General features: G+C 39.6%; 18 protein-coding genes and 1 tRNA gene. 14 read left to right on the top strand and 5 right to left on the bottom strand.

The annotated features are described in order from the left end of the window. Positions 1 to 37: 37 nt before the first annotated feature. Both NG55_RS08010 and rpmE read left to right on the top strand, forming a co-directional pair. Positions 38 to 1,006, top strand: coding sequence for a bile acid:sodium symporter family protein (locus tag NG55_RS08010; protein ID WP_016660555.1), 969 nt, complete (start codon positions 38 to 40; stop codon positions 1,004 to 1,006). A 199-nt stretch (positions 1,007 to 1,205) separates the two neighbouring features. Further along, complete coding sequence (rpmE, locus tag NG55_RS08005; RefSeq protein ID WP_005271825.1) at positions 1,206 to 1,430, top strand: 50S ribosomal protein L31; 225 nt, start codon at positions 1,206 to 1,208, stop codon at positions 1,428 to 1,430. Between the two features lie 88 nt (positions 1,431 to 1,518). Here the strand turns inward: rpmE and NG55_RS08000 are convergent, their stop codons facing one another. From NG55_RS08000 to epmB, 3 genes are read right to left on the bottom strand one after another with little or no spacing between them, the layout of a single operon-like run. Beyond that, positions 1,519 to 3,609, bottom strand: coding sequence for an EAL domain-containing protein (locus NG55_RS08000; protein WP_065342950.1), 2,091 nt, complete (start codon positions 3,607 to 3,609; stop codon positions 1,519 to 1,521). Beyond that, positions 3,591 to 5,345: a hypothetical protein gene (locus tag NG55_RS07995; RefSeq protein ID WP_016543144.1), complete on the bottom strand. Its 1,755-nt coding sequence runs from the start codon at positions 5,343 to 5,345 to the stop codon at positions 3,591 to 3,593. The genes NG55_RS08000 and NG55_RS07995 overlap by 19 nt, the downstream gene beginning before the upstream one ends. Positions 5,346 to 5,358: 13 nt before the next feature. Continuing rightward, on the bottom strand, positions 5,359 to 6,375 hold the full coding sequence (gene epmB, locus NG55_RS07990) for an EF-P beta-lysylation protein EpmB (RefSeq protein ID WP_065342949.1): 1,017 nt from the start codon (positions 6,373 to 6,375) through the stop codon (positions 5,359 to 5,361). A gap of 356 nt (positions 6,376 to 6,731) precedes the next feature. Here epmB and efp point away from each other — a divergent pair, with 356 nt between their 5' ends. From efp to NG55_RS21250, 12 genes are all read left to right on the top strand, one after another. Further along, complete coding sequence (gene efp / locus NG55_RS07985; protein ID WP_004652839.1) at positions 6,732 to 7,301, top strand: elongation factor P; 570 nt, start codon at positions 6,732 to 6,734, stop codon at positions 7,299 to 7,301. Between the two features lie 195 nt (positions 7,302 to 7,496). After that, positions 7,497 to 9,599, top strand: coding sequence for a carbon starvation CstA family protein (locus tag NG55_RS07980; RefSeq protein WP_016543146.1), 2,103 nt, complete (start codon positions 7,497 to 7,499; stop codon positions 9,597 to 9,599). Positions 9,600 to 9,601: 2 nt separating this feature from the next. Beyond that, a complete protein-coding gene (locus NG55_RS07975) occupies positions 9,602 to 9,904 on the top strand; it encodes a YbdD/YjiX family protein (RefSeq protein WP_004770453.1) in 303 nt (100 codons plus the stop codon). Between the two features lie 78 nt (positions 9,905 to 9,982). Continuing rightward, positions 9,983 to 10,942, top strand: a complete 960-nt coding sequence (locus tag NG55_RS07970; protein ID WP_065342948.1) for an AAA family ATPase — start codon at positions 9,983 to 9,985, stop codon at positions 10,940 to 10,942. Positions 10,943 to 10,956: 14 nt separating this feature from the next. Then, a complete protein-coding gene (locus tag NG55_RS07965; protein ID WP_023270103.1) occupies positions 10,957 to 11,874 on the top strand; it encodes a DUF58 domain-containing protein in 918 nt (305 codons plus the stop codon). Positions 11,875 to 11,876: 2 nt separating this feature from the next. Further along, positions 11,877 to 13,862, top strand: coding sequence for a transglutaminase TgpA family protein (locus NG55_RS07960; RefSeq protein WP_065342947.1), 1,986 nt, complete (start codon positions 11,877 to 11,879; stop codon positions 13,860 to 13,862). A gap of 35 nt (positions 13,863 to 13,897) precedes the next feature. Next, positions 13,898 to 13,974: transfer RNA gene (locus tag NG55_RS07955), tRNA-Val, on the top strand. Between the two features lie 254 nt (positions 13,975 to 14,228). Then, a complete protein-coding gene (locus NG55_RS07950) occupies positions 14,229 to 14,468 on the top strand; it encodes a hypothetical protein (RefSeq protein WP_065342946.1) in 240 nt (79 codons plus the stop codon). A gap of 128 nt (positions 14,469 to 14,596) precedes the next feature. Then, positions 14,597 to 15,157 carry a hypothetical protein gene (locus NG55_RS07945; RefSeq protein ID WP_065342945.1) on the top strand — a complete coding sequence of 187 codons (561 nt, stop codon included), beginning with the start codon at positions 14,597 to 14,599 and terminating at the stop codon, positions 15,155 to 15,157. Between the two features lie 146 nt (positions 15,158 to 15,303). After that, entirely contained in the window at positions 15,304 to 15,654 is a 351-nt protein-coding gene (locus tag NG55_RS07940; protein WP_016541985.1) for a hypothetical protein, read from the top strand. A gap of 175 nt (positions 15,655 to 15,829) precedes the next feature. Beyond that, positions 15,830 to 16,726 carry a hypothetical protein gene (locus NG55_RS07935; RefSeq protein ID WP_228129643.1) on the top strand — a complete coding sequence of 299 codons (897 nt, stop codon included), beginning with the start codon at positions 15,830 to 15,832 and terminating at the stop codon, positions 16,724 to 16,726. A 362-nt stretch (positions 16,727 to 17,088) separates the two neighbouring features. Beyond that, entirely contained in the window at positions 17,089 to 17,319 is a 231-nt protein-coding gene (locus NG55_RS21250; protein ID WP_065342944.1) for a hypothetical protein, read from the top strand. 46 nt (positions 17,320 to 17,365) lie between these two features. On the opposite strand, the gene NG55_RS07925 is transcribed toward NG55_RS21250, so the two are convergent. Both NG55_RS07925 and argG read right to left on the bottom strand, forming a co-directional pair. Next, positions 17,366 to 18,049, bottom strand: coding sequence for a pirin family protein (locus NG55_RS07925; RefSeq protein ID WP_065342943.1), 684 nt, complete (start codon positions 18,047 to 18,049; stop codon positions 17,366 to 17,368). A gap of 196 nt (positions 18,050 to 18,245) precedes the next feature. Further along, positions 18,246 to 19,589: an argininosuccinate synthase gene (gene argG / locus NG55_RS07920; protein ID WP_004652848.1), complete on the bottom strand. Its 1,344-nt coding sequence runs from the start codon at positions 19,587 to 19,589 to the stop codon at positions 18,246 to 18,248. Positions 19,590 to 19,679: the final 90 nt, after the last annotated feature.

The following is a 19,679-nucleotide window of genomic DNA, read 5'->3' as shown; positions in this document are numbered from 1 at the left end:
GGCTTTATAGTTCTTAGAGAATAGATAGGGATAAGTTATGTTGAAATTATTGGCATTGGACCGCTTTACACTATTATTGGTTGCAATGGTTGCGCTGGCGACTTTCTTGCCAGTCTCGGGGCAGATTGCGCATTATTTTAATATTCTCACCACCGTCGCAATTGCAATACTTTTCTTCTTACATGGGGCGAAACTTTCACGTGAGGCAGTGCTGGAAGGAATGATGCATTGGAAAATGCATGCGCTGGTGTTTGCTTTTACTTTCGCAATTTTCCCTGTCATTGGGTTACTCGCTCGACCTGTATTGGAGCCAATGTTAGGACAGCAACTGTATTGGGGCTTCCTGTTTATGTGCTTCTTGCCATCCACAGTACAATCCTCTATTGCATTTACCTCGATGGCCAAGGGAAATGTGGCTGCTGCAGTCTGTAGTGCTTCCTTTTCTAATATTATCGGGATGTTCATTACCCCAATTTTGGTGAGTTATTTTATCTTAGGTCAAAGTCAACATGGCTTTGATCCAACCAAATCAATTATTCAAATCACTTTGTTATTGTTGGTTCCTTTTATTCTGGGTCAACTGCTTCGACCTTATGTTTTCCCGTATATGGTTAAAGTGCCAAGTATTGTGAAAGCGTTTGATCAGGGATCAATCTTAATGGTGGTCTATGGGGCATTCAGTAGTGCCGTGGTAGCAGGTTTATGGCATCAGGTTAGTGGTTTAACCTTGTTGTATCTGGTGCTTGCCTGTTCGGTGTTATTGACCATCGTGATGTTGCTTGCTTTGTATATCCCTAAATGGTTGGGCTTTAATCATGCGGACCAAGTCACGATCTTCTTCTGTAGTTCCAAGAAAACCTTGGCGAGTGGGGTACCCATGGCACAAATTTTGTTCATTGGACAGCCTTTAGGGATGATTGTATTGCCGATTATGATTTTTCATCAAATCCAGCTGATGGTCTGTGGCATGATTGCAAACCACTGGTCAAAATCAAATCAGGAATAGTTCGCAAAATTAAATTTTTTGGCGTATAATGCTTGCCACTTGTTGGCTTTGCTCTGACCGTTAGCGTCTCGGTGGGTCAAAAGAAATGGTCTGTTGTGGTGTTGATCTGCAAGTGTGAAAACACTTTGCTTTCCTCAAATTGAGAGTGATCAATTGCGATAACAGCTTAAGCCTTTCTTACTAAATAGGAGCATCGACCATGCGCGCCGATATTCACCCTAAATATGAAAACTTAGTTGCTACTTGTTCATGTGGTAACGTAATCGAAACTCGTTCTGCTCTTGGTAAAGAAACAATTTACCTTGACGTATGTTCAGCTTGCCACCCATTCTATACTGGTAAACAAAAGAATGTGGATACAGGCGGCCGTATCGACAAATTCAAACAACGTTTCTCTGGTATGTCACGTTCTATCAAACGTTAATATCAAGAAAGAAAAAACGGGCATTTTGCCCGTTTTTTTGTGCTTATATTTTTATAAATAATGTATATAGTCTGCGATGTACAAGACCTTATTGGTCTTGTACATCGGTTAAACGATCAAGTTTTTTCTGGAAATAGTTCCCTTGTAAGAAACGTGCTTCAACATTCCAGGCATTGGCAAACAGGTTCATGTCATTCAATTCCATCAAGAAAATTTCCACTGGCTTTTGACCAATAAAATGCAGGATTTTTTCTTGTAAGTTCGCCATGTCTTTTTCAGAGGCGAGCATTTTGGTCAATTTGCCATGTAGACTCAAATATTGAGCATCAATCTGCTGCAGCATTGAATCACTATAGAGTGAATCACCGAAACCACGAATCGAAACTTCAGCGCCATGTTGACGCAGTAAGGCAATTTGTGGCTGTGCTTGTGACAGGTTCTGTTGCAGTGCTTGTTCAGAGAATTGCAAAATCAATGGGTGTGCTTGTTTACTGCCAATAATAGTCAGTAATTTGGCGACCAATTCTGGCAATTTTTTATCATTTAATAAGACATGATGGTTTAGATTTACAATCAGTTTGGCCTTCGGATATTGAGTAATAAAGTTATGCAATTGCTTGCAGGCTTCGACCAAGATCCAGCGATCAAGTTGAACCGAGAGCTCAACATCATCTTTAAGATCAGTCAGATCACTTAAGTCTTGCCATTGATTGTTATAGATAAAGCCGCCAGAAACCTCATAGGTATGCGTATGCTGATCTTGTTTATCATAAAGTTGTTGATATTTAAGGTGGATATCACTTGCATCCAGCTTTTGTTTAAGCTCTTGTAGCAAGCTTAATTGGACTTTTGTTGGAATGTGCTCGGTTGTTAAACCGATATCAGTATCAATTTTTGGACTGTTAAATACGGGTAGAGTTGCAGAAAATGCCTTGCTCAGCACTTGTTCAAAAATGGCTTCATCTGGTATAGCTTGAGCGAGTTCACAATAGCCTAATTTAAGATGTAAAGGGAAGGTGTGTTGAGCTGTCGCTAAAAGTTGTGGTTTCTGCAAGCTATTTAAACCGATCAGCAGTGAATTTAAAACATTCTTGGATTCGGCTTGGAACAATGCAACATAGAGTGTGCTATCGACTTGATAAACAGGAACACTCACTTGCTCTTTGATAAAGTTTTGGATGTTGGCAAAATAAGTTTTGCTGCTACGCCAATCACTTTGAAAAACCTCATTTGGACAACTGCTCAAGCTAAACAGCACAACTGCATTGGCATTGGCTGGATGATTGGTCAGTTGTCGATTAATCTGTTGTAACGCGCTACTGATGCTTGATATTTTTTCAGATGGAACGGCGGCTGTGGGCACAGTTGTCGCTTGAGATGGTGATCCGCATTCAATATTGAGCTGAATTTCTTCCTCATTGCCTGAAGGTAAAAATTCAATGTGTAGTGGATTATTTTTTACGGTTGGGTTTTGGGTACGTAGCTCAAAACGTCCTTGCTCAAACTGACCTTGAGAAATCTTCTTAAAGCGCAGCTTAAATTGGGCTAAATCTTCAGGTTGCAACACATCGAGAATCGGTAAGCCAATCAGTTCATCTTCACTCGCAAATCCAAATAGGTTGGCATATTCCGTATTGGCACTGATGTGAATACCTTCTTGTAAAATCGCAACAGCTTTATGCGTCTCGGCGACTAAGGATTGAGCTTGCGTTTGTGCTGCTTCTAGTTCATTTAGCAAGCGGTGTTCAGCTTGAACCAGACGGCTATAAGACAATGCACGGATCATGCTGATATAGAAAGTTTCAGGTACTTTGAGATTCAAAACATCATAGATGCCTTTATGAATATAAGTCTGAAATTGATCAGCATTATAGTCATCAGGTTGTAGTAACAACACGGGTAGGCTTGGTTGTGATGAAGCTTGAATCAAGGATAAGGTTTGTTCGATTTTTAGGTCATAAGCACGACCAAAAATCACAATATCCCAGGGTAAATTCAACTGCTTTTCAAATGTTTTAAGATCATCCAATAAGGTGGCCTTGATTTGATGATCTTGTGCATTAAATATCGCGGCAATCTGATTATAACGAAGTTGGTTATCGTCGATAATTAGTAAACGGGTCTCTGTCCGTTTGAGTTTTTTAGAGAGTAAAGAATTTCTCACTTCAATGCTTCCCATAAATCTTGATCAATTGTGTCCATATTTTTTTGTGCCATATATTTTTGAAGAACAGGTAGTTCCTCATCATTTAGCAGTTCAAACTCAAATTGAACAAAACTTTGGGTAATTAATTGTGCGTTTAATAAATACACTTTGACTTCCTCTTTCCCCAATCTTAAATGAACAGCTTGGTGTTCTCTAAAAATTTGTGAACCTGGTAAAATTAAAGTTGTTTTTGTTTCATCCAGATTTTGGTTTTTTAATAAAAGTGTTGGATGATAATTGCTGATATGTCGGTCCGCCTGTATGCGAACAGCACAAGGGAAGATCTCTTGTGCCAATACTTCTAAACCGAGTTCCAGACTTTTCTCGCTCGATTGTTTGAGCCAACGAATTACGCCTCCACGCCAATGCCCATGTGATGTTTCTTTAACTAAAATGTATTCGCCTGTTCGTAGATTTTTTGGCGCTTCGCCAGACCACTTAATACGATAACCGTTGACACTGATATCCAGAATATCTGCTTGATAAACGGCTTTGCTTTCACGACTTAAACGTTGAATCGCAGACTCTTGATTGTCAGAAGCACTTTTTTTGTCCCAAGCAGACATAAATTTCGATTCATTTTGTAGACCATAACTGTGGTCTAGCAATAAGGTCTCGGCAAAGTTTTTGGCTTTGGAGAGATAGAAGTGTGCCGTCAGTAAACCAAAGCAAATATGCAGTTGCGCTGAGTATTCATAACGCTCATGACGGCGTTCGGCGGTTGTGCCTAAGATGGTTTGCACATGAAATTTAAGCGCAGGGGTTAAATAAATTTTTTCATTTTTAGAAATATATTCCGCATTTTTGTGTAAGGTTGCCGTGACATGGTCGAGTAGGCTATGGGTACTGATAAAAATATTCGGATTAAAGCCAGAGCTTTGTTTTTTATTATAAATAGGCGGATGGTCTTTGCTGGTATCCACGACGTACTTGGTTAAATCAGTTTCTTTAGCCAAGATTTGAACCATTTTAGCCCAGTCAAAACTACACTGAAATAATGCCTGTATTTCAGATTGACGAATTTGATTGGTATTAAAAATATCCATCAAAATCAATTGTGCATAGGCTTGAGTAATATTGCTGACGGAGCTTGGTTTGCCTTGGGCCTGATCCACGTTAGTATGCTGGTATTTGTGCATTACAGCAGCATCATAAAGTTGATGAGCGATTAACCACTGTCCTGCAACAGGCTCGCTATACAACATATGTTGTTGATAGAGTAATTGAGTCAGTTGCTGCAAAGATTGGAAAGTCGCAAGTGTTCTGGCCGTTTGTAGATTCTTCTTTTGATTTAGGGCGAAAATAGAAAATTTTTGTTGATCAAGTTGGTCATTGCTACGACGTACGATATTGATATAAATAGCAGCAAAGTAACAACGCAATAGCATTGCCAATTCGATGATATGCTCATTACGGTCAGAGCTGATTACACCTTGATTAAAAAAGTTTTTTTCTAGGCTACCCAAAACATTTTCAATGGTTGGATGCAGAACTTGAATTAAATCAAATCTTAAAGTTTCAGCACATTCTAATTCACTCAGCTCTAATAAAGCAGCAAACAGTGCTTTGGAGGTATCGCCCAATTGCATGATGGATAGGTTGGAAATCCATTCATTCAGGCTTTTTGAATTGGTATCACAAAAACTCAGTTTGTCTCGTCTTAAGACCGTTGGAATTTGAAAAATATCCGAAAAAGCATTATTCATCATTGTGTTATCAATCTCAGAACGTTTGAACCCCAAAAAGCGGTGTTTTATTTTTTTCGCCCGCAATTTCCCTGACGAGTTTTGGGACGAGATATCCGGGTAAACTCGCTAATACATCACTGTATATTTGATCTATCTCTGAAGATCTTAAATCAAAATGCTGAGCACCTTTGACTTTATCTAAAACATGAAGGTAATAGGGCATTACTCGTGCGTCAAATAAACGGTGACTCAAGTCATTTAAAGTTTCTGCAGCATCATTCACACCTTTCAGTAAAACCGCCTGATTGAGCACGGTAATATGGTGAAGTGATAACTGTAATAACTTCGAGCAAGTGAAATCATCGAGTTCAGCTGCGTGGTTTGAGTGTACCACTACTACAATGCGTAGCCTACTGTTTTTTAATATAGAAATAAGCTCTTCATCAATACGATTTGGGATCACAATCGGAACCCGTGAATGAATTCTCAGTATCTTGATCTGAGGGAGAGATGCTAGACGTTCTAGCCACAAAGAAATTTTTCGATTGTTCAGCGTCAGTGGATCACCACCACTTAAAATCACTTCATTGATTTGCGGATTTTGCTCAATATATTGCTTGATATTGATCCAGTCGTCATTTTTAGGCAGATTCTCCTGATAGGGAAAATGACGACGGAAACAATAGCGACAGTGAATCGCACAGGCACCAGTTAAGGTCAGCAAAAAACGCGATTGATATTTGTGTAAAACCCCAGCCATTTGATTGGCTGCTTCTTCGCCTAGCGGGTCAGTAACAAATTCAGGATGTTGTTCCAGTTCGAGATGATGTGGTAAGACTTGCAGTAGCAGAGGGTCAAATGGATCACCGACGGTCATTTTTCCGACGAATGCACGCGGGACGCGCAATTTAAACTGTTCAGAGGCGAGGATTGCCCCTGATAATAGTTGATCGGTAGATAACTCAAGCAGATTTAACAGCTCTAAAGGATCAGTAATTAGATCACTGAGTTGTGATTGCCAGTTTTGCTCTTGATGTAAATAGTTTATCATGCCATACGTTAAAAATAGTGTTAGTGTCACACCTGTGCGTGTAGTCTAACATTGGGGCTTGTTTAACGTTCATATATGATTGCGTTATCGGTTAAAATTTAATCATGCGGGGCGTGAAACGCAGGGAATGGCTATTCCCTTGCCAAGTTTCATAACGAAGCATGAGGGAATTTTAGCCATAACCCTGCGGGGCAGGGATATTTTTTGTCGCTACTGCGTTATGTATGGTTTATTTAGAATAACTAAATTTCACCATCCATGCCTTGTATCGTCGGAAAAATTTCCTCTGTCGCAACCAGATATGAATGCAAAACAAGCCCATAAGATTTGAGTTTTAAGTTTGGAGTGCGCCTTTCATGGCCTATTATTCTACTAATGATTTTAAAGCAGGCCTTAAGGTTATGCTTGATGGCAACCCATGTTCAATCATGGAAAATGAATATGTAAAACCAGGTAAGGGTCAAGCATTTAACCGTGTGAAATTACGTAACCTTCGCTCTGGTAAAGTATTAGAAAAAACTTTCAAGTCAGGTGACTCTTTGGAAGCAGCTGATATTGTAGAAGTTGAAATGGATTACCTCTACAACGATGGCGAAATGTGGAACTTCATGGATCCTGTATCTTTCGAGCAAATCGCTGCTGATAAAACAGCAATGGGTGATGCTGCGAAATGGTTAAAAGACGATTCTAATGAAAAATGTACGATCATGTTATTCAATGGCGTACCTTTAACTGTAAGCCCACCGAACTTCGTTGTGCTCAAAATTGTTGAAACTGATCCAGGTGTTCGTGGTGATACTTCTGGCGGTGGCGGTAAGCCTGCGAAACTTGAAACAGGTGCTGTGGTACGTGTTCCATTATTCGTACAGCAAGAAGAAAGCGTTCGTGTAGACACACGTACTGGTGATTACCTAGAACGTGCATAATTGTGAATGAGTGGCAGAGCTACTCAAGACATACAATTATCGAAGGGATGATTAAACAATCATCCCTTTTTTTATGCCAAAGTATTAGATAAATAATTGAAGCTAGAAGGTAAACTTACAAAGATATTTCTTCTACAGAAAATATGGAAAGGGAAATCTAAATAACCACGCGTTATGTATTTGAGAGGTTTTTGAATGGAGACAACACAAGCAAAGTCATCACTTCCCTCAAAACTCCTATGGAGTTTGGTTGCCATCGTCGGGGCAATTTCATTTGGGATATTGGCGGTGAGTCGTGGTGAGCATGTCAATGCAGTCTGGTTGGTTCTTGCGGCGGTCTGTGTATATAGCATTGCATATCGGTTCTACAGTTTATTTATTGCAAACAAAGTTTTTGAATTAAATCCTAAACGGTTAACTCCAGCACATCGCCTTGCCGATGGTCTGGATTATGTTCCGACCAATAAATTCGTTTTATTCGGCCATCACTTTGCCGCGATTGCGGGTGCAGGGCCTTTAGTCGGTCCAATTCTCGCAGCACAAATGGGTTATTTACCTGGAACGATCTGGCTCTTGGTTGGTGTGGTGATTGCGGGTGCGGTACAAGATTTTCTGGTTCTATTTATCTCAACGCGCCGAGATGGCCGCTCTTTGGGTGAAATGGCGAAACAGGAGCTCGGTACTTTTGCGGGTGTGATTGTCATGCTGGGTACGCTGGGTGTGATGATCATTATCCTTGCGGTACTCGCATTGGTCGTCGTGAAAGCCTTGGCACATAGCCCATGGGGTGTATTCAGTATTGCAGCCACCATTCCGATCGCCTTATTCATGGGCATTTACATGCGTTATCTACGCCCAGGAAAAATTGCAGAGGTATCCATCATCGGTTTTGTACTAATGATGGCGGCGATTGTCTATGGTGGTGATGTTGCAAAAGATCCATATTGGGGGCAGTTATTTACCCTCAGTGGTACTCAATTGACATGGGCCTTAATTATTTATGGTTTTATCGCCTCTGTTTTACCGGTTTGGTTGTTATTAGCACCGCGTGACTACTTATCGACTTTCCTTAAAATTGGTGTGATTGCAGGCTTGGCGATCGGGATTATCTTTGCGATGCCTGATCTGAAAATGCCAGCAGTGACCCACTTTGTTGATGGTACTGGTCCTGTATTTGCAGGTAGTTTATTTCCTTTCTTGTTTATTACCATCGCCTGTGGTGCGATTTCAGGTTTCCATGCCTTAGTTGCATCTGGTACAACGCCTAAATTGGTCGATAACGAAGTCAATATTCGTATGATTGGTTATGGTGGTATGTTGATGGAGTCTTTTGTCGGCATCATGGCCATGATCTGTGCGACAGTACTTGATCCAGGGATTTACTTTGCGATTAATGCACCAGCAGCAGTTTTAGGGACCTCGGTTGAGACCGCAGCGGAAGCAGTACGTAATCTTGGTTTCGTGGTGAGTCCAGAAATGTTGACCTTATTGGCTCAGGAAGTCGGTGAGAGTTCAATCCTGTCTCGTACGGGTGGTGCGCCTACATTTGCAATTGGTATGGCACATATCATTTCAGAGATTTTCAACAACCGCTCAATGATGGCATTTTGGTATCACTTTGCGATTTTGTTTGAAGCCTTATTCATTTTGACTGCAGTCGATGCAGGAACACGTGCATGTCGTTTCATGGTGCAAGATACTGTGGGTATCGTGGTACCAGCGATTAAACAATCGAGCTCATTTTTTGGGAATTTGGTCGGAACGTTTGTCGCGGTAGCTGGTTGGGGCTTCTTCGTTTATCAAGGGGTAGTTGACCCACTCGGTGGGATTAACTCCTTGTGGCCGTTATTTGGTATTGGTAACCAAATCTTGGCATCCATGGCCTTGATCTTGGGTACCGTTATTCTATTTAAGATGAAAAAAGAGAAGTATGTTTGGGTCACGATTGTCCCGACGATTTTCTTATTCATTACCTCGATGACGGCGGGTTGGCAAAAGATTTTCCATGAAAATCCAAAAATTGGCTTCCTTGCGCAAGCGAATCGTTTCTCGGATGCAATTGCCCGTGGTGAGGTGCTTGCACCAGCCAAAACCGTTGCTGAAATGCAAACCATTGTGATGTCGAATCAGATCAATGCAGCACTGTGTGGCTTCTTTATGATCGTCGCAATTGTGATGGTGATTGCTTCGATTGGCATTATACGTAGAGCATTGGCAAGCCCAACACCAACCGTGAACGAAGCACCAGCTGTTTATTCAGAAACCCCAATGACTGCGAATAGCATCAAAGGAGAGTAAGTATGGACTTTAAAATTGCTCGACAAGGCAGTGCGGTGATTGTGAAAATTATTAAATTCACCATCATGTCGCAAAAACATTTGCTTTTATCACCGAAGAATTGGTCACGGATTGCTGTGTTATGGCAACGTTTACAGCAAAGTTTTCGTCTAATGGTTGGTGTGCCTGATTATGAAACTTATGTGCAGCATATGAAAGCGCATCATCCTGATCTAACCCCGATGGACGCCAAGACCTTTTATCGTCATTGTATTGATGCGCGTTACCCTTCAGCGGGCGGTAATATGAAAAAATGCCCTTGTTAGAAATCAATTGATTTCGTTGAAAAAAAACCAAAACAGTGTATGTTGAAACATGCACTGTTTTATTTTGGGGAGAGGATGATGTGGGGCATGCAGCAGACTTCGGTTCAGCACAAAAAACAACAAATCCAAGCATTAGAACAAGATATTCAAAGTTTTGCACAGAAGATTGAACACTTTTTAATTGAAGTGAATCAGCTTATTTTGGATAAGCCACAACAGACCAAACTGGCTTTGACCTGTCTATTGGCTGGTGGACATGTATTGTTTGAAGATCTACCTGGATTGGGGAAAACCACCTTAGCCAGTGCCTTGGCGCGTCTAGCGGGATTGCACTTTCAGCGTATTCAATTTACCAATGATATGTTGGCCAGCGACGTCATTGGGATCAATATTTTTAATCAAAAAGAACATGTATTTGAGTTTAAACAAGGCCCTGTTTTTACTCAAATCTTACTTGCTGATGAAATTAACCGCTGTAGTCCTAAAACCCAAAGTGCATTACTTGAAGCGATGGAAGAAGGGGCTGTTACCGTAGATGGCGTGCATTATGAGTTGCCGCAACCCTTTTGGGTGTTGGCCACGCAAAATCCACTGTTTCAAAGTGGAACTTATGCATTGCCAGAGTCTCAACTAGACCGCTTTTTGATGCGGTTGTCTCTGGGTTATCCATCTCGTCAAGCAGAAAAGCTACTCCTACAACAAAGCTCACGCCAAGTCCTGATTCATCAATTAGATGCGGTCTTTACCCAAGCCGATATTTTACATTTACGTGAGTTGGCAAAGCAGATTTTCTTGAGCGATGTCATCCTTAATTATATTTTAGATTTGGCTGCTGAAACGCGTAAGCAAAGACATGGCTTATCTACCCGTGGCGTGTTGGCATTAAAGGCCGCAGCACAAGCTTATGCGTTGGTTGAAGGACGCAGCTTTGTTACGACTGATGATGTGCAAACCGTATTTGTCGCTGTTACGGCACATCGTCTTGGTCTAGGCGATGCGGAGGTAAAACAGATTTTGCAGTCGGTTGAAGCATTGTAAGTGAGTACAGACCTATGCAAACTGGACTCAAACAGCAACTCAGCCAATGGATTGCCAAACGATTTCAAGTGGATCAGAGCAAAACCTTGCGACAAAAAGATGTATTGGTTTTTATCTATAAACAGGGTTTTTTGTATTTAATCCTCATTTTGATTACCTTTATTGCTGGCATTAACTATGCCAATAACCTGATTTTAGGGTTCTGCTTTTTAATCAGTGCCATCCTGTGCATTAGTTTTTATCTGACCTTCAAACAATTACATGATCTGCAAATCGATCTTGTCCCTCCTGAAGTGGGGCAGGTTGATCAAGTGCTCAGTTTAAAGTTGCTCATTAAACAATCCGTTGCTTCGGCACGCTATCTACGAATTCAATGGCAAGCTCGAGAACAATTGATTTATATCGATCAAACTCAACACAGTGTTGAATTACCTTTTATTGCAGAAAAGCGCGGACTTTATGAATTTGAGACCATTAAAATTTATTCGACTTATCCTCTTGGTTTAGTCCGTGCTTGGACTTATTTATCGCCAAAACAAAAAGTCTGGATTGCCCCCAAAGCCTATGACTGGCAGAAAGAACACAAAAACCAAGCAACTTCTGCTCAAGATAGTTTAGATGAGTTCAAAGAACTTCGAGGCTTTCAACACGGTGATTCCTATCAGAATGTTGCATGGAAACAGGTTGCACGTGGGCAGGGATTTCTGATCAAAATGTTTGAGGCACAAGCCAATCACCAGCATCTTGAAATTGACTATCAGCAGATTCCCGCACTAAGCCATGAAGATAAATTAAGTTTTATGATGGGTTTGGTCGAGCAATGCGAACAATTGGGCGATGATTATGCCTTAGTTTTACCTCAGGCACGTTTGGAGCGCGGACAAGGACAATCCCAGTTGATTAAAGCAAAACTTTTATTGGCGCAGGCGTAGTCATGAGTAAGCAAATCTATTTCTGTGTTTTAGCTGTCTTGGCGCTTGTGCTGGTTGGGCAAGCTGCTTTCGCACCAGCCGTTTTGACGGGCGTATGGGCAGTGGTTTGGCTGCTATTGCTTCGAAGATATCGTCAACAAAGCTGGGCGCCTTTTCCAAAATGGTTCTTGCTGATTTTTATTTTGTTGTGTTTAGGTTTGCTTTATCTTAACTATCAAACTTTATTGGGTATAGAAGCGGGTGTTGCCTTTTTAAGTACCTGTTTGTTTGCCAAGTGTTTGGAAGCGAAAACCACCCGTGATGTATTAATCATCTTTAATTTTGCCTTATTCGTCAGTGCGAGTTTGTTATTACATAGTCAAGCGTTTTGGATGGCTGTGATTGTACTTACTGTATTTGTAATGTGTTTACTGGGGCTGTATCGCATACAGACAGGGTTATTTAATCAAACGAAATTATCATCCAATCAATTTAAACAAGATATTCAGCAAATTTTTAAATTTGTTGGAATCGCAGTTCCTTTCTTTCTGATCTTATTTATTTTCTTTCCGCGTTTACCACCACTATGGGCGATTCCAATTCAGAGTAATCAGGCCATTACAGGAATCAGTGATCGCATGTCACCTGGGGATATTGCACAGTTATCGCAATCTTCGGCTTTGGCCTTTCGGGTTGTGGCGAATATGTCGCAATTTCCAAGTCGATCAGAGCTGTACTGGCGAGCTTTAGTCTTGGATCAGTATGATGGGGTCACATGGACCAGTAGTTTTTTTAATCAGCAGGTTAAAAATGTGCAGTCCACATCAAGAAGTGTGCCTTATCAATATTTAGCGGCGGATGAGCATGCCAACTGGATTATGGGCTTGGAATACTCGATTCCACAGGAGCGCTATTTGCAGTTGTATCAAGACAATAGTATTCGCCCAACTCAATTGGTTAAGCGTAACGTACCCATACAAATGCTGTGGTTGGGAAGGATGTCTGGCGAAGCGCTAGTCTTGTCACCGAGCGAAGTGGCGTTAAATCTCAAATTTGACCCAGATCGAGATGTGAAAGCCCAGCAATTGGCATATGTGCTTTTTGAGCAAAGTCAAAAACAACCTGAAAAGTATTTACAATCCGTTCTTGCTTGGTATCGAAAAAATGGCTTTGTTTATACCTTGGCGCCAGGAATATTGGGTGGTGATCGTATTGATCAGTTCTTGTTTGCTAGTCGCAAAGGCTTTTGTGAGCACTATGCCTCAAGCTTTGTGATGTTGATGCGTTATGCGGGTATTCCAGCACGCGTAGTGACTGGCTATCAAGGCGGTCAACTGGCACCCGATGGACAAAGTTGGGAAGTTCGTCAACTGGATGCACATGCTTGGAGTGAAGTCTATCTCAATGGGAAATGGCAGAGAATAGACCCAACTGCCATGATTGCACCGCAACGGATTGATACTGGCATGCAAGATTATTTGGTACAAGATCAGAGTATTTGGGGAGATGAGACTAAGGCTTGGCGTTTACAACAGTTTAAGTTTCTAAACAATATGCGGATTTGGAGTGATTACTTAAGCTATCAATGGCAAAGTAAAGTGGTAGGCTATGATGCAGAAAAACAGAAAAACTGGTTGTCTCGCTTAGGGTTAGATTCAAGTTATGCTTATGTGATTGTTTTGATCGTGAGTATTGGCACGATTTTAGTGATCTATGCGGGGATTTATTGGTGGCGACAAAGAGGGTATCAAACAGATTATCAAAGAGCTGTATTCAAATTTCAAAAGAAACTGCCCAAAAATTTACATAAGCAGCCAGCAGAGACTTTTCAGATATGGATGCAGCGTTTAGCAACTCAAGTTCAGGACAAACAGGTATTTGAACAAGCGATTGTGTTATATCAACAAATTGTTTTTTTAGAGCAGCAGGATGGTGCAAATATTGAAGAATTTAAGCGCTTGCTTAAAGACTGTGCGATCGCACTAAGACAGTCACAAAAAAACTTGTGAAGCTGATAAAAAATGAATATCATGCTTCTCATTCTAGGTGTATAGCTCAGTTGGTTAGAGCGCTACGTTGACATCGTAGAGGTCTCCAGTTCGAGTCTGGATATACCTACCAAGATATTAAAGTCATATAACTTTTTATGAAGTTACATGAACTCCAAAGCCCTGAATTATATAGATTCAGGGCTTTTTTTTAGCTTTTTTATAGCGGTATATAATTTCTTATCATAATGAGCAAAGCAGTAGCTTAGACTGATGCTAGCCAATATAGTTTGTTTGGCAGTAAAAATAATTGTGAAGATTGGGCTATTGGAATTAATCAAAAGTATAGCTGATCAATAAAAAATCGACGCTAACGCAGAGGGAAATATGATTGCTTTGATCATTTTAATATTAGTTATTTCATTCGTTATTGGTATTTTAATTTTTTCCTTTCAAAGCGTTGCTTTGAAGAGAAAGTTAAAGCTTATATTTTTAACTTTTATAGGACTCACTTTATTACTGGGAAGTATTACAATTGGCTTATATATTTATTATGGAAATCAAGTGCCTGAAGGAACTGTTCTTTACACACCAGAACAACTCAAAGATTTAGCGAATACTGGATAGTCCAAACCTTGTACATAGTTCAATTGATGAGATGAAGTTGTACCCATCGAAAAAGATTATGATACATATTCAAAGCCTTATTGAACCAATCAATTTAGGTTTTTAGGTGAGGATTATGATAGAGAGTAATGATTGATAAAAGAGATCCTAATATTAATATGTCAATTCAATTTATTAAAAAAGATGGGTGCCATATAGATTTCACTTGTAATGAAAATGCTAAAGGCGATGGTCTATCAACTGATATAAATAAAGTGTTCTATGCATATTTGAGTGAATTTTGTTTAAAAATAAAGAGCGAAATTTGGGATTACTTTGCGGTGGAATTTTGGTTTGATTCTGGAAAGTTAATATTTTTTCCAGAAAAAAAACTTGATGAGATGCCTACGGAATATGACCCATTTCCTGTTGATAGATTAGATCCTTATCTTATTGTGAGGCTTACATCTTATCTAGAAAAATATGACGCTTTTATCCAACATGATGATGATAAATTTTCAGAAAGTGAGCTTTTGGACTGGTATTTGGAAAATTGCAGAGAAGTTTTTACGAGTGTCAGTCATGCATTGAGTGATAATACATTCTCAGATTTAATCATGAAATCTCTGAATAGACAAAAGATTGTTTTTCAATTTTATGGATCATCAAGAGAAAAGACCTATGGCGGAAAAATTATTGCTACAGTATAGGCTTATTTTTATGAAGGTCTGCTAGATAAGGGCTATTTGAAAAATTTGGTTTATGTATGATATTTGGTAATATCGAGCTATCATTCATCAGGTGTAATCTCAATAATATGAAAAAATTCTTGCTCGCATGTATATCATTTTTTGTGATGAGCTCAACGAATGCTGAACTTAGTCTAGAATATAAAAAAGGTTTTGTTTCGCTTCAAGAAAAATTTAAGCTTGCTTTAAATGAGGAAATGAATGTTGAAGCAATGCAAAATGCAAAAGATGTACTGACTAGGCAAGACGAAGAGTTGCTCCTGCAAAAGCAATGTAATAGAAAGAAAGCAGAAGTAGATATGTATGCATATATAAAGGCTGACTTAAAAAGTACAGTAGAATTGCTGAAAGATGATGCCATCACACAAGAGTATTTGAATGAAAAATATGACGCTGCTTTTAATGCATATCAAGACTCGAAACGTAAAATAATAAATAGTAAGTTCCGTTGTGAATAAATTTTGGACTTTATCTCATTGCATCAGAGCGTGGTAGAAATCCCCTTGGCTTATTTATTTTCTTTAGAAACATAATTGGTTGTAGATTTATAGTTTTTATGCATTATTTAAATATATAAAAAGATGATGTTAAGCTCTGTATAATCATTTACTTGAAGTCAGTAAGATTGGATTAATGTCCAGTCAATTTAGAATAAATTTTTATAGATTAGGTCAAATAATGCCAAAGAGTTATCAGATTTTAATGGTTTTTTCAATATTGAGTATGATGACAGCATGTCAGAATATTAACCCATTACTCGACACAATTGCAGCGCCGCTAAAACAGTATTCAGAAGCGCAATTAGACCAAAAATTAATTTTAAAAACGGCTTATAAAAATGAAAAACCATCAGATCATTTTAAATTAGATAAAAGCAAGATTGATGACTATTTTGCTACATATCCTTATGTCTTGCTTGAACCAACTGTACTTGGCTTTATTCATCCGACAGTTGAGTATAAAAATACACAAGGAGAGAATCGCTATTTAGTGATTATCGAAAAAGTTAACTTTCATGATGGTTATATCGCGGGTTGTCGAGCATGCTCAAGCACGGTAGATGTACTGATTTATAAAAAGCAAAATAGAACTTTTGAGTTGGTAAATGCCGCATTTAACCAAGATGAAGTACCTTCAGCCGATGGACATTTGCGTAGTGATTTTATGGCTCAGTTAAAAGCAAATTTGCAACCCTTTGGACGTACAATGATGGGTAGTCATGTCCTTGCAAGTTTTACTGGAGCAGGTGGGCAAGAAACATCAAACTGGTATGGTATTTTGCTACCAGATCTTGGTGATGTGCAAATATTAAATTTGGCCCACGCGGGTGGGAGTACAGCATCATACTATGCTGATGCAAATTTGGCATCAACAACGACTTCAAAATTGAAGCTTATAGTTGATCAATCAAAATATTATCCTGTTGAAATCACATATATTCAGCAGGGGAAAACCTCAAAATCCGAAAAAAGTATCTTTAAATACGTTGAGTCTCAGCATGCTTATGTAGAAACACAAATAAAAAAGTAGTTGGTAAATAGCCAAGTGGCTTGATCAAAGGTTTTGAAATAAATACTGATTGGACGTTCTCATCCCTCAAGTCGATGATGTTTTATAAGCAGATCGACCCTTGACCTAACTCACTATTGGTGCTAATTTAATCAATAAGGAAATCATATACTATTTGGGATTTAAGAGAAATCTTGCCTAAATGAATAAAGATATGACAACCTGAACACACAGCTAACAACGAACGAAACGATTCAGGTCGTTTTTAAAAATGTTCAAGGTTGTAGAAAAGCCCGTTAATCGGGCTTTTTTAATGCCGATTATTTTTGAAAAGAATTAAGCTATAGTGTGAAATAAAGATTGGGTCACAATAGGGGATAGTGATGCTGATGTTTATTATTTTAGTCATCGTGGTTGGCTTAGTTCTATTATTTTTCTTCGCTAAGAAAACAGGTGCTACGTCAGATTCTTCAGATTATAGTCATCCATATTCATCAACAACTTCAAATTGCGATTCAGTCCAGCATCATAATGATCAGCGTGTAGATGATTGTGGTTTTAATGTTGACTCGAGTTCTGATTCCAACAGTTGTGATCGTAGTAATAATGATTAAAAAAGCTTGTACCTCTTGAGGGTAAGAGGTACAAGTTAAACTGAGTTTAAGGTAGGTCAAACCAGATCATTTGACTGTCTTGTAATGCAGTAATGGTTGCAGTCTCATCAAACAGTAGAGCATCACCCGCTTTAACCAAATGATCGGCAATCATCACTTCACCTGAAATCACATGCACATAGTTCACTTTTTTCTGCGCTGTAATCTCTAAATGTTGATCTTTCTCAATCACTGCAGTTTTCACTTCAGCATTTTGACGAATCGACATCGGCGCAGACTGATCACCAGCAATCAAGTGCCATTGGTTTGGATGATCTTTCGGATTGAGTTGAATTTGCTGATAGGTTGGTTCAGCATCTTGTACATTCGGTTGAATCCAAATCTGTAATAGATGTACCGCTTTATCATGCTTGTTCATTTCACTGTGGGTGACCCCAGTTCCAGCGCTCATCAACTGCCACTCACCGGCATTGATTTGGCCTTCATTACCCATACTGTCTTTATGGGAAATGGTGCCATCAAGTACACAGGTCAAGATTTCCATGTTGTCATGGGGATGAGTGCCGAAACCATTATGCGCAGCAACTGTATCGTCGTTAATCACGCGAAGTGCACTGACGCCCATGTATTTCGGGTTATACCAGCTTCCAAATGAAAAGCTATGATAGGTGTCTAACCAACCTGCTTTGACATGACCACGGTTTTCACTACGATGTAGATAAGCATTCATCTTTCATCTCCCAAATTATTGTGTTTTGCTTAATGCTTATATTATCGATTCATAATGACGATAAATAGTCTTTAATTGCGACATATTGTTCTATAAATGCGATGATTCAATAATTTCTATTTTCTTGGATAAAATAAAAAAGGGCTGAATAAAAATATTCAGCCCTTTCAAATGGGTAAATTAATTTACCCATCTGTTATTTTGATTTGTTTTCCAATTGTGGAATTGCAGAGCCTTGGCCAACTGCAAGCAAACCTGTTTCGGTATAGATACCCAATTTTGCACGGGTATCGGTAATATCGAGGTTACGCATGGTTAACTGACCGATACGATCCATTGGTGTAAACATCGAATCACCTTTCTCCATCGTTAAACGCTCAGCTTCATAAGTGAGGTTAGGAGATTCAGTGTTCATGATGGTGTAGTCATTACCACGACGTAATTCTAAAGTCACAGTACCTGTAATTGCTTTAGCAACCCAACGCTGTGAAGTTTCACGAAGCATGAGCGCTTGTGAATCGAACCAACGACCTTGGTAAAGTAAACGACCTAAACGCAAACCGTTAATGCGGTATTGTTCAATCGTATCTTCGTTATGAATACCCGTCACCAAACGCTCATAAGCGATATGTAACAAAGCCATACCTGGTGCTTCATAGATACCACGAGATTTCGCTTCGATAATACGGTTTTCGATTTGGTCAGACATCCCTAAACCATGACGACCACCAATACGGTTCGCTTCAAGAATAAATTCAACAGGATCTTCGATACGTTGACCATTCAGCGCAACTGGCATACCTTGTTCAAAGGTAATGCTTACTTCTTCAGGTTGGATTTCAACGTCGTCTTTCCAGAATGCAACACCCATAATCGGATCTACGATTTTAATGCCTGCATTGAGATATTCTAAATCTTTGGCTTCGTGTGTCGCACCCAACATATTTGAGTCAGTTGAGTAAGCCTTTTCTTTTGACATTTTATAGTCAAAACCGTTGTCGATTAAGAATTGCGACATTTCGGCACGGCCGCCTAACTCATCAATAAAGGTTTGGTCTAACCAAGGCTTATAGATTTTAAGCGCAGGGTTAGTCAACAAACCATAACGATAGAAACGTTCAATATCGTTGCCTTTATAAGTTGAACCGTCACCCCAAATGTTGACGTCATCTTCTTTCATCGCGGTAACAAGCATGGTACCTGTCACTGCACGACCTAAAGGTGTGGTATTGAAGTAAGGTACACCACCAGTGCTGATATGGAATGCACCACATTGAATCGCGGCGATACCTTCAAGCGCAAGTTGTAAACGACAATCGATTAATCGAGCTTTGACTGCGCCGTACTGTTCAGCTTTCTTTGGAATAGCATCATAGTCATCTTCATCAGGCTGACCCAGATTTGCAGTATATGCATAAGGCTCTGCGCCTTTCTGTTTCATCCATAATAAAGCTGCTGAAGTGTCTAAACCACCAGAGAAGGCAATCCCAACTTTTTTACCTACTGGTACATGCTGCAAGATCGTTGCATTATCAGTCATTGCTAGTCCTAACTATTTCGAAATAGGCACCCTAATACATCGGTGACCAAAGAGAATTTATACGTCCCGTACTATATCACTTTTCAAATC

The organism is Acinetobacter gyllenbergii (genome assembly GCF_001682515.1).
GTDB lineage: Bacteria > Pseudomonadota > Gammaproteobacteria > Pseudomonadales > Moraxellaceae > Acinetobacter > Acinetobacter gyllenbergii.
This window is presented reverse-complemented; position numbering and strand designations above follow the sequence as displayed.

Coding starts and splice junctions, on each gene's coding strand:
- NG55_RS08010 (WP_016660555.1), top strand. CDS start 38: ATGTTGAAATTATTGGCATTGGACCGCTTTACACTATTATTGGTTGCA.
- rpmE (WP_005271825.1), top strand. CDS start 1,206: ATGCGCGCCGATATTCACCCTAAATATGAAAACTTAGTTGCTACTTGT.
- NG55_RS08000 (WP_065342950.1), bottom strand. CDS start 3,609: ATGGGAAGCATTGAAGTGAGAAATTCTTTACTCTCTAAAAAACTCAAA.
- NG55_RS07995 (WP_016543144.1), bottom strand. CDS start 5,345: ATGATGAATAATGCTTTTTCGGATATTTTTCAAATTCCAACGGTCTTA.
- epmB (WP_065342949.1), bottom strand. CDS start 6,375: ATGATAAACTATTTACATCAAGAGCAAAACTGGCAATCACAACTCAGT.
- efp (WP_004652839.1), top strand. CDS start 6,732: ATGGCCTATTATTCTACTAATGATTTTAAAGCAGGCCTTAAGGTTATG.
- NG55_RS07980 (WP_016543146.1), top strand. CDS start 7,497: ATGGAGACAACACAAGCAAAGTCATCACTTCCCTCAAAACTCCTATGG.
- NG55_RS07975 (WP_004770453.1), top strand. CDS start 9,602: ATGGACTTTAAAATTGCTCGACAAGGCAGTGCGGTGATTGTGAAAATT.
- NG55_RS07970 (WP_065342948.1), top strand. CDS start 9,983: ATGTGGGGCATGCAGCAGACTTCGGTTCAGCACAAAAAACAACAAATC.
- NG55_RS07965 (WP_023270103.1), top strand. CDS start 10,957: ATGCAAACTGGACTCAAACAGCAACTCAGCCAATGGATTGCCAAACGA.
- NG55_RS07960 (WP_065342947.1), top strand. CDS start 11,877: ATGAGTAAGCAAATCTATTTCTGTGTTTTAGCTGTCTTGGCGCTTGTG.
- NG55_RS07950 (WP_065342946.1), top strand. CDS start 14,229: ATGATTGCTTTGATCATTTTAATATTAGTTATTTCATTCGTTATTGGT.
- NG55_RS07945 (WP_065342945.1), top strand. CDS start 14,597: ATGATTGATAAAAGAGATCCTAATATTAATATGTCAATTCAATTTATT.
- NG55_RS07940 (WP_016541985.1), top strand. CDS start 15,304: ATGAGCTCAACGAATGCTGAACTTAGTCTAGAATATAAAAAAGGTTTT.
- NG55_RS07935 (WP_228129643.1), top strand. CDS start 15,830: ATGTCCAGTCAATTTAGAATAAATTTTTATAGATTAGGTCAAATAATG.
- NG55_RS21250 (WP_065342944.1), top strand. CDS start 17,089: ATGCTGATGTTTATTATTTTAGTCATCGTGGTTGGCTTAGTTCTATTA.
- NG55_RS07925 (WP_065342943.1), bottom strand. CDS start 18,049: ATGAATGCTTATCTACATCGTAGTGAAAACCGTGGTCATGTCAAAGCA.
- argG (WP_004652848.1), bottom strand. CDS start 19,589: ATGACTGATAATGCAACGATCTTGCAGCATGTACCAGTAGGTAAAAAA.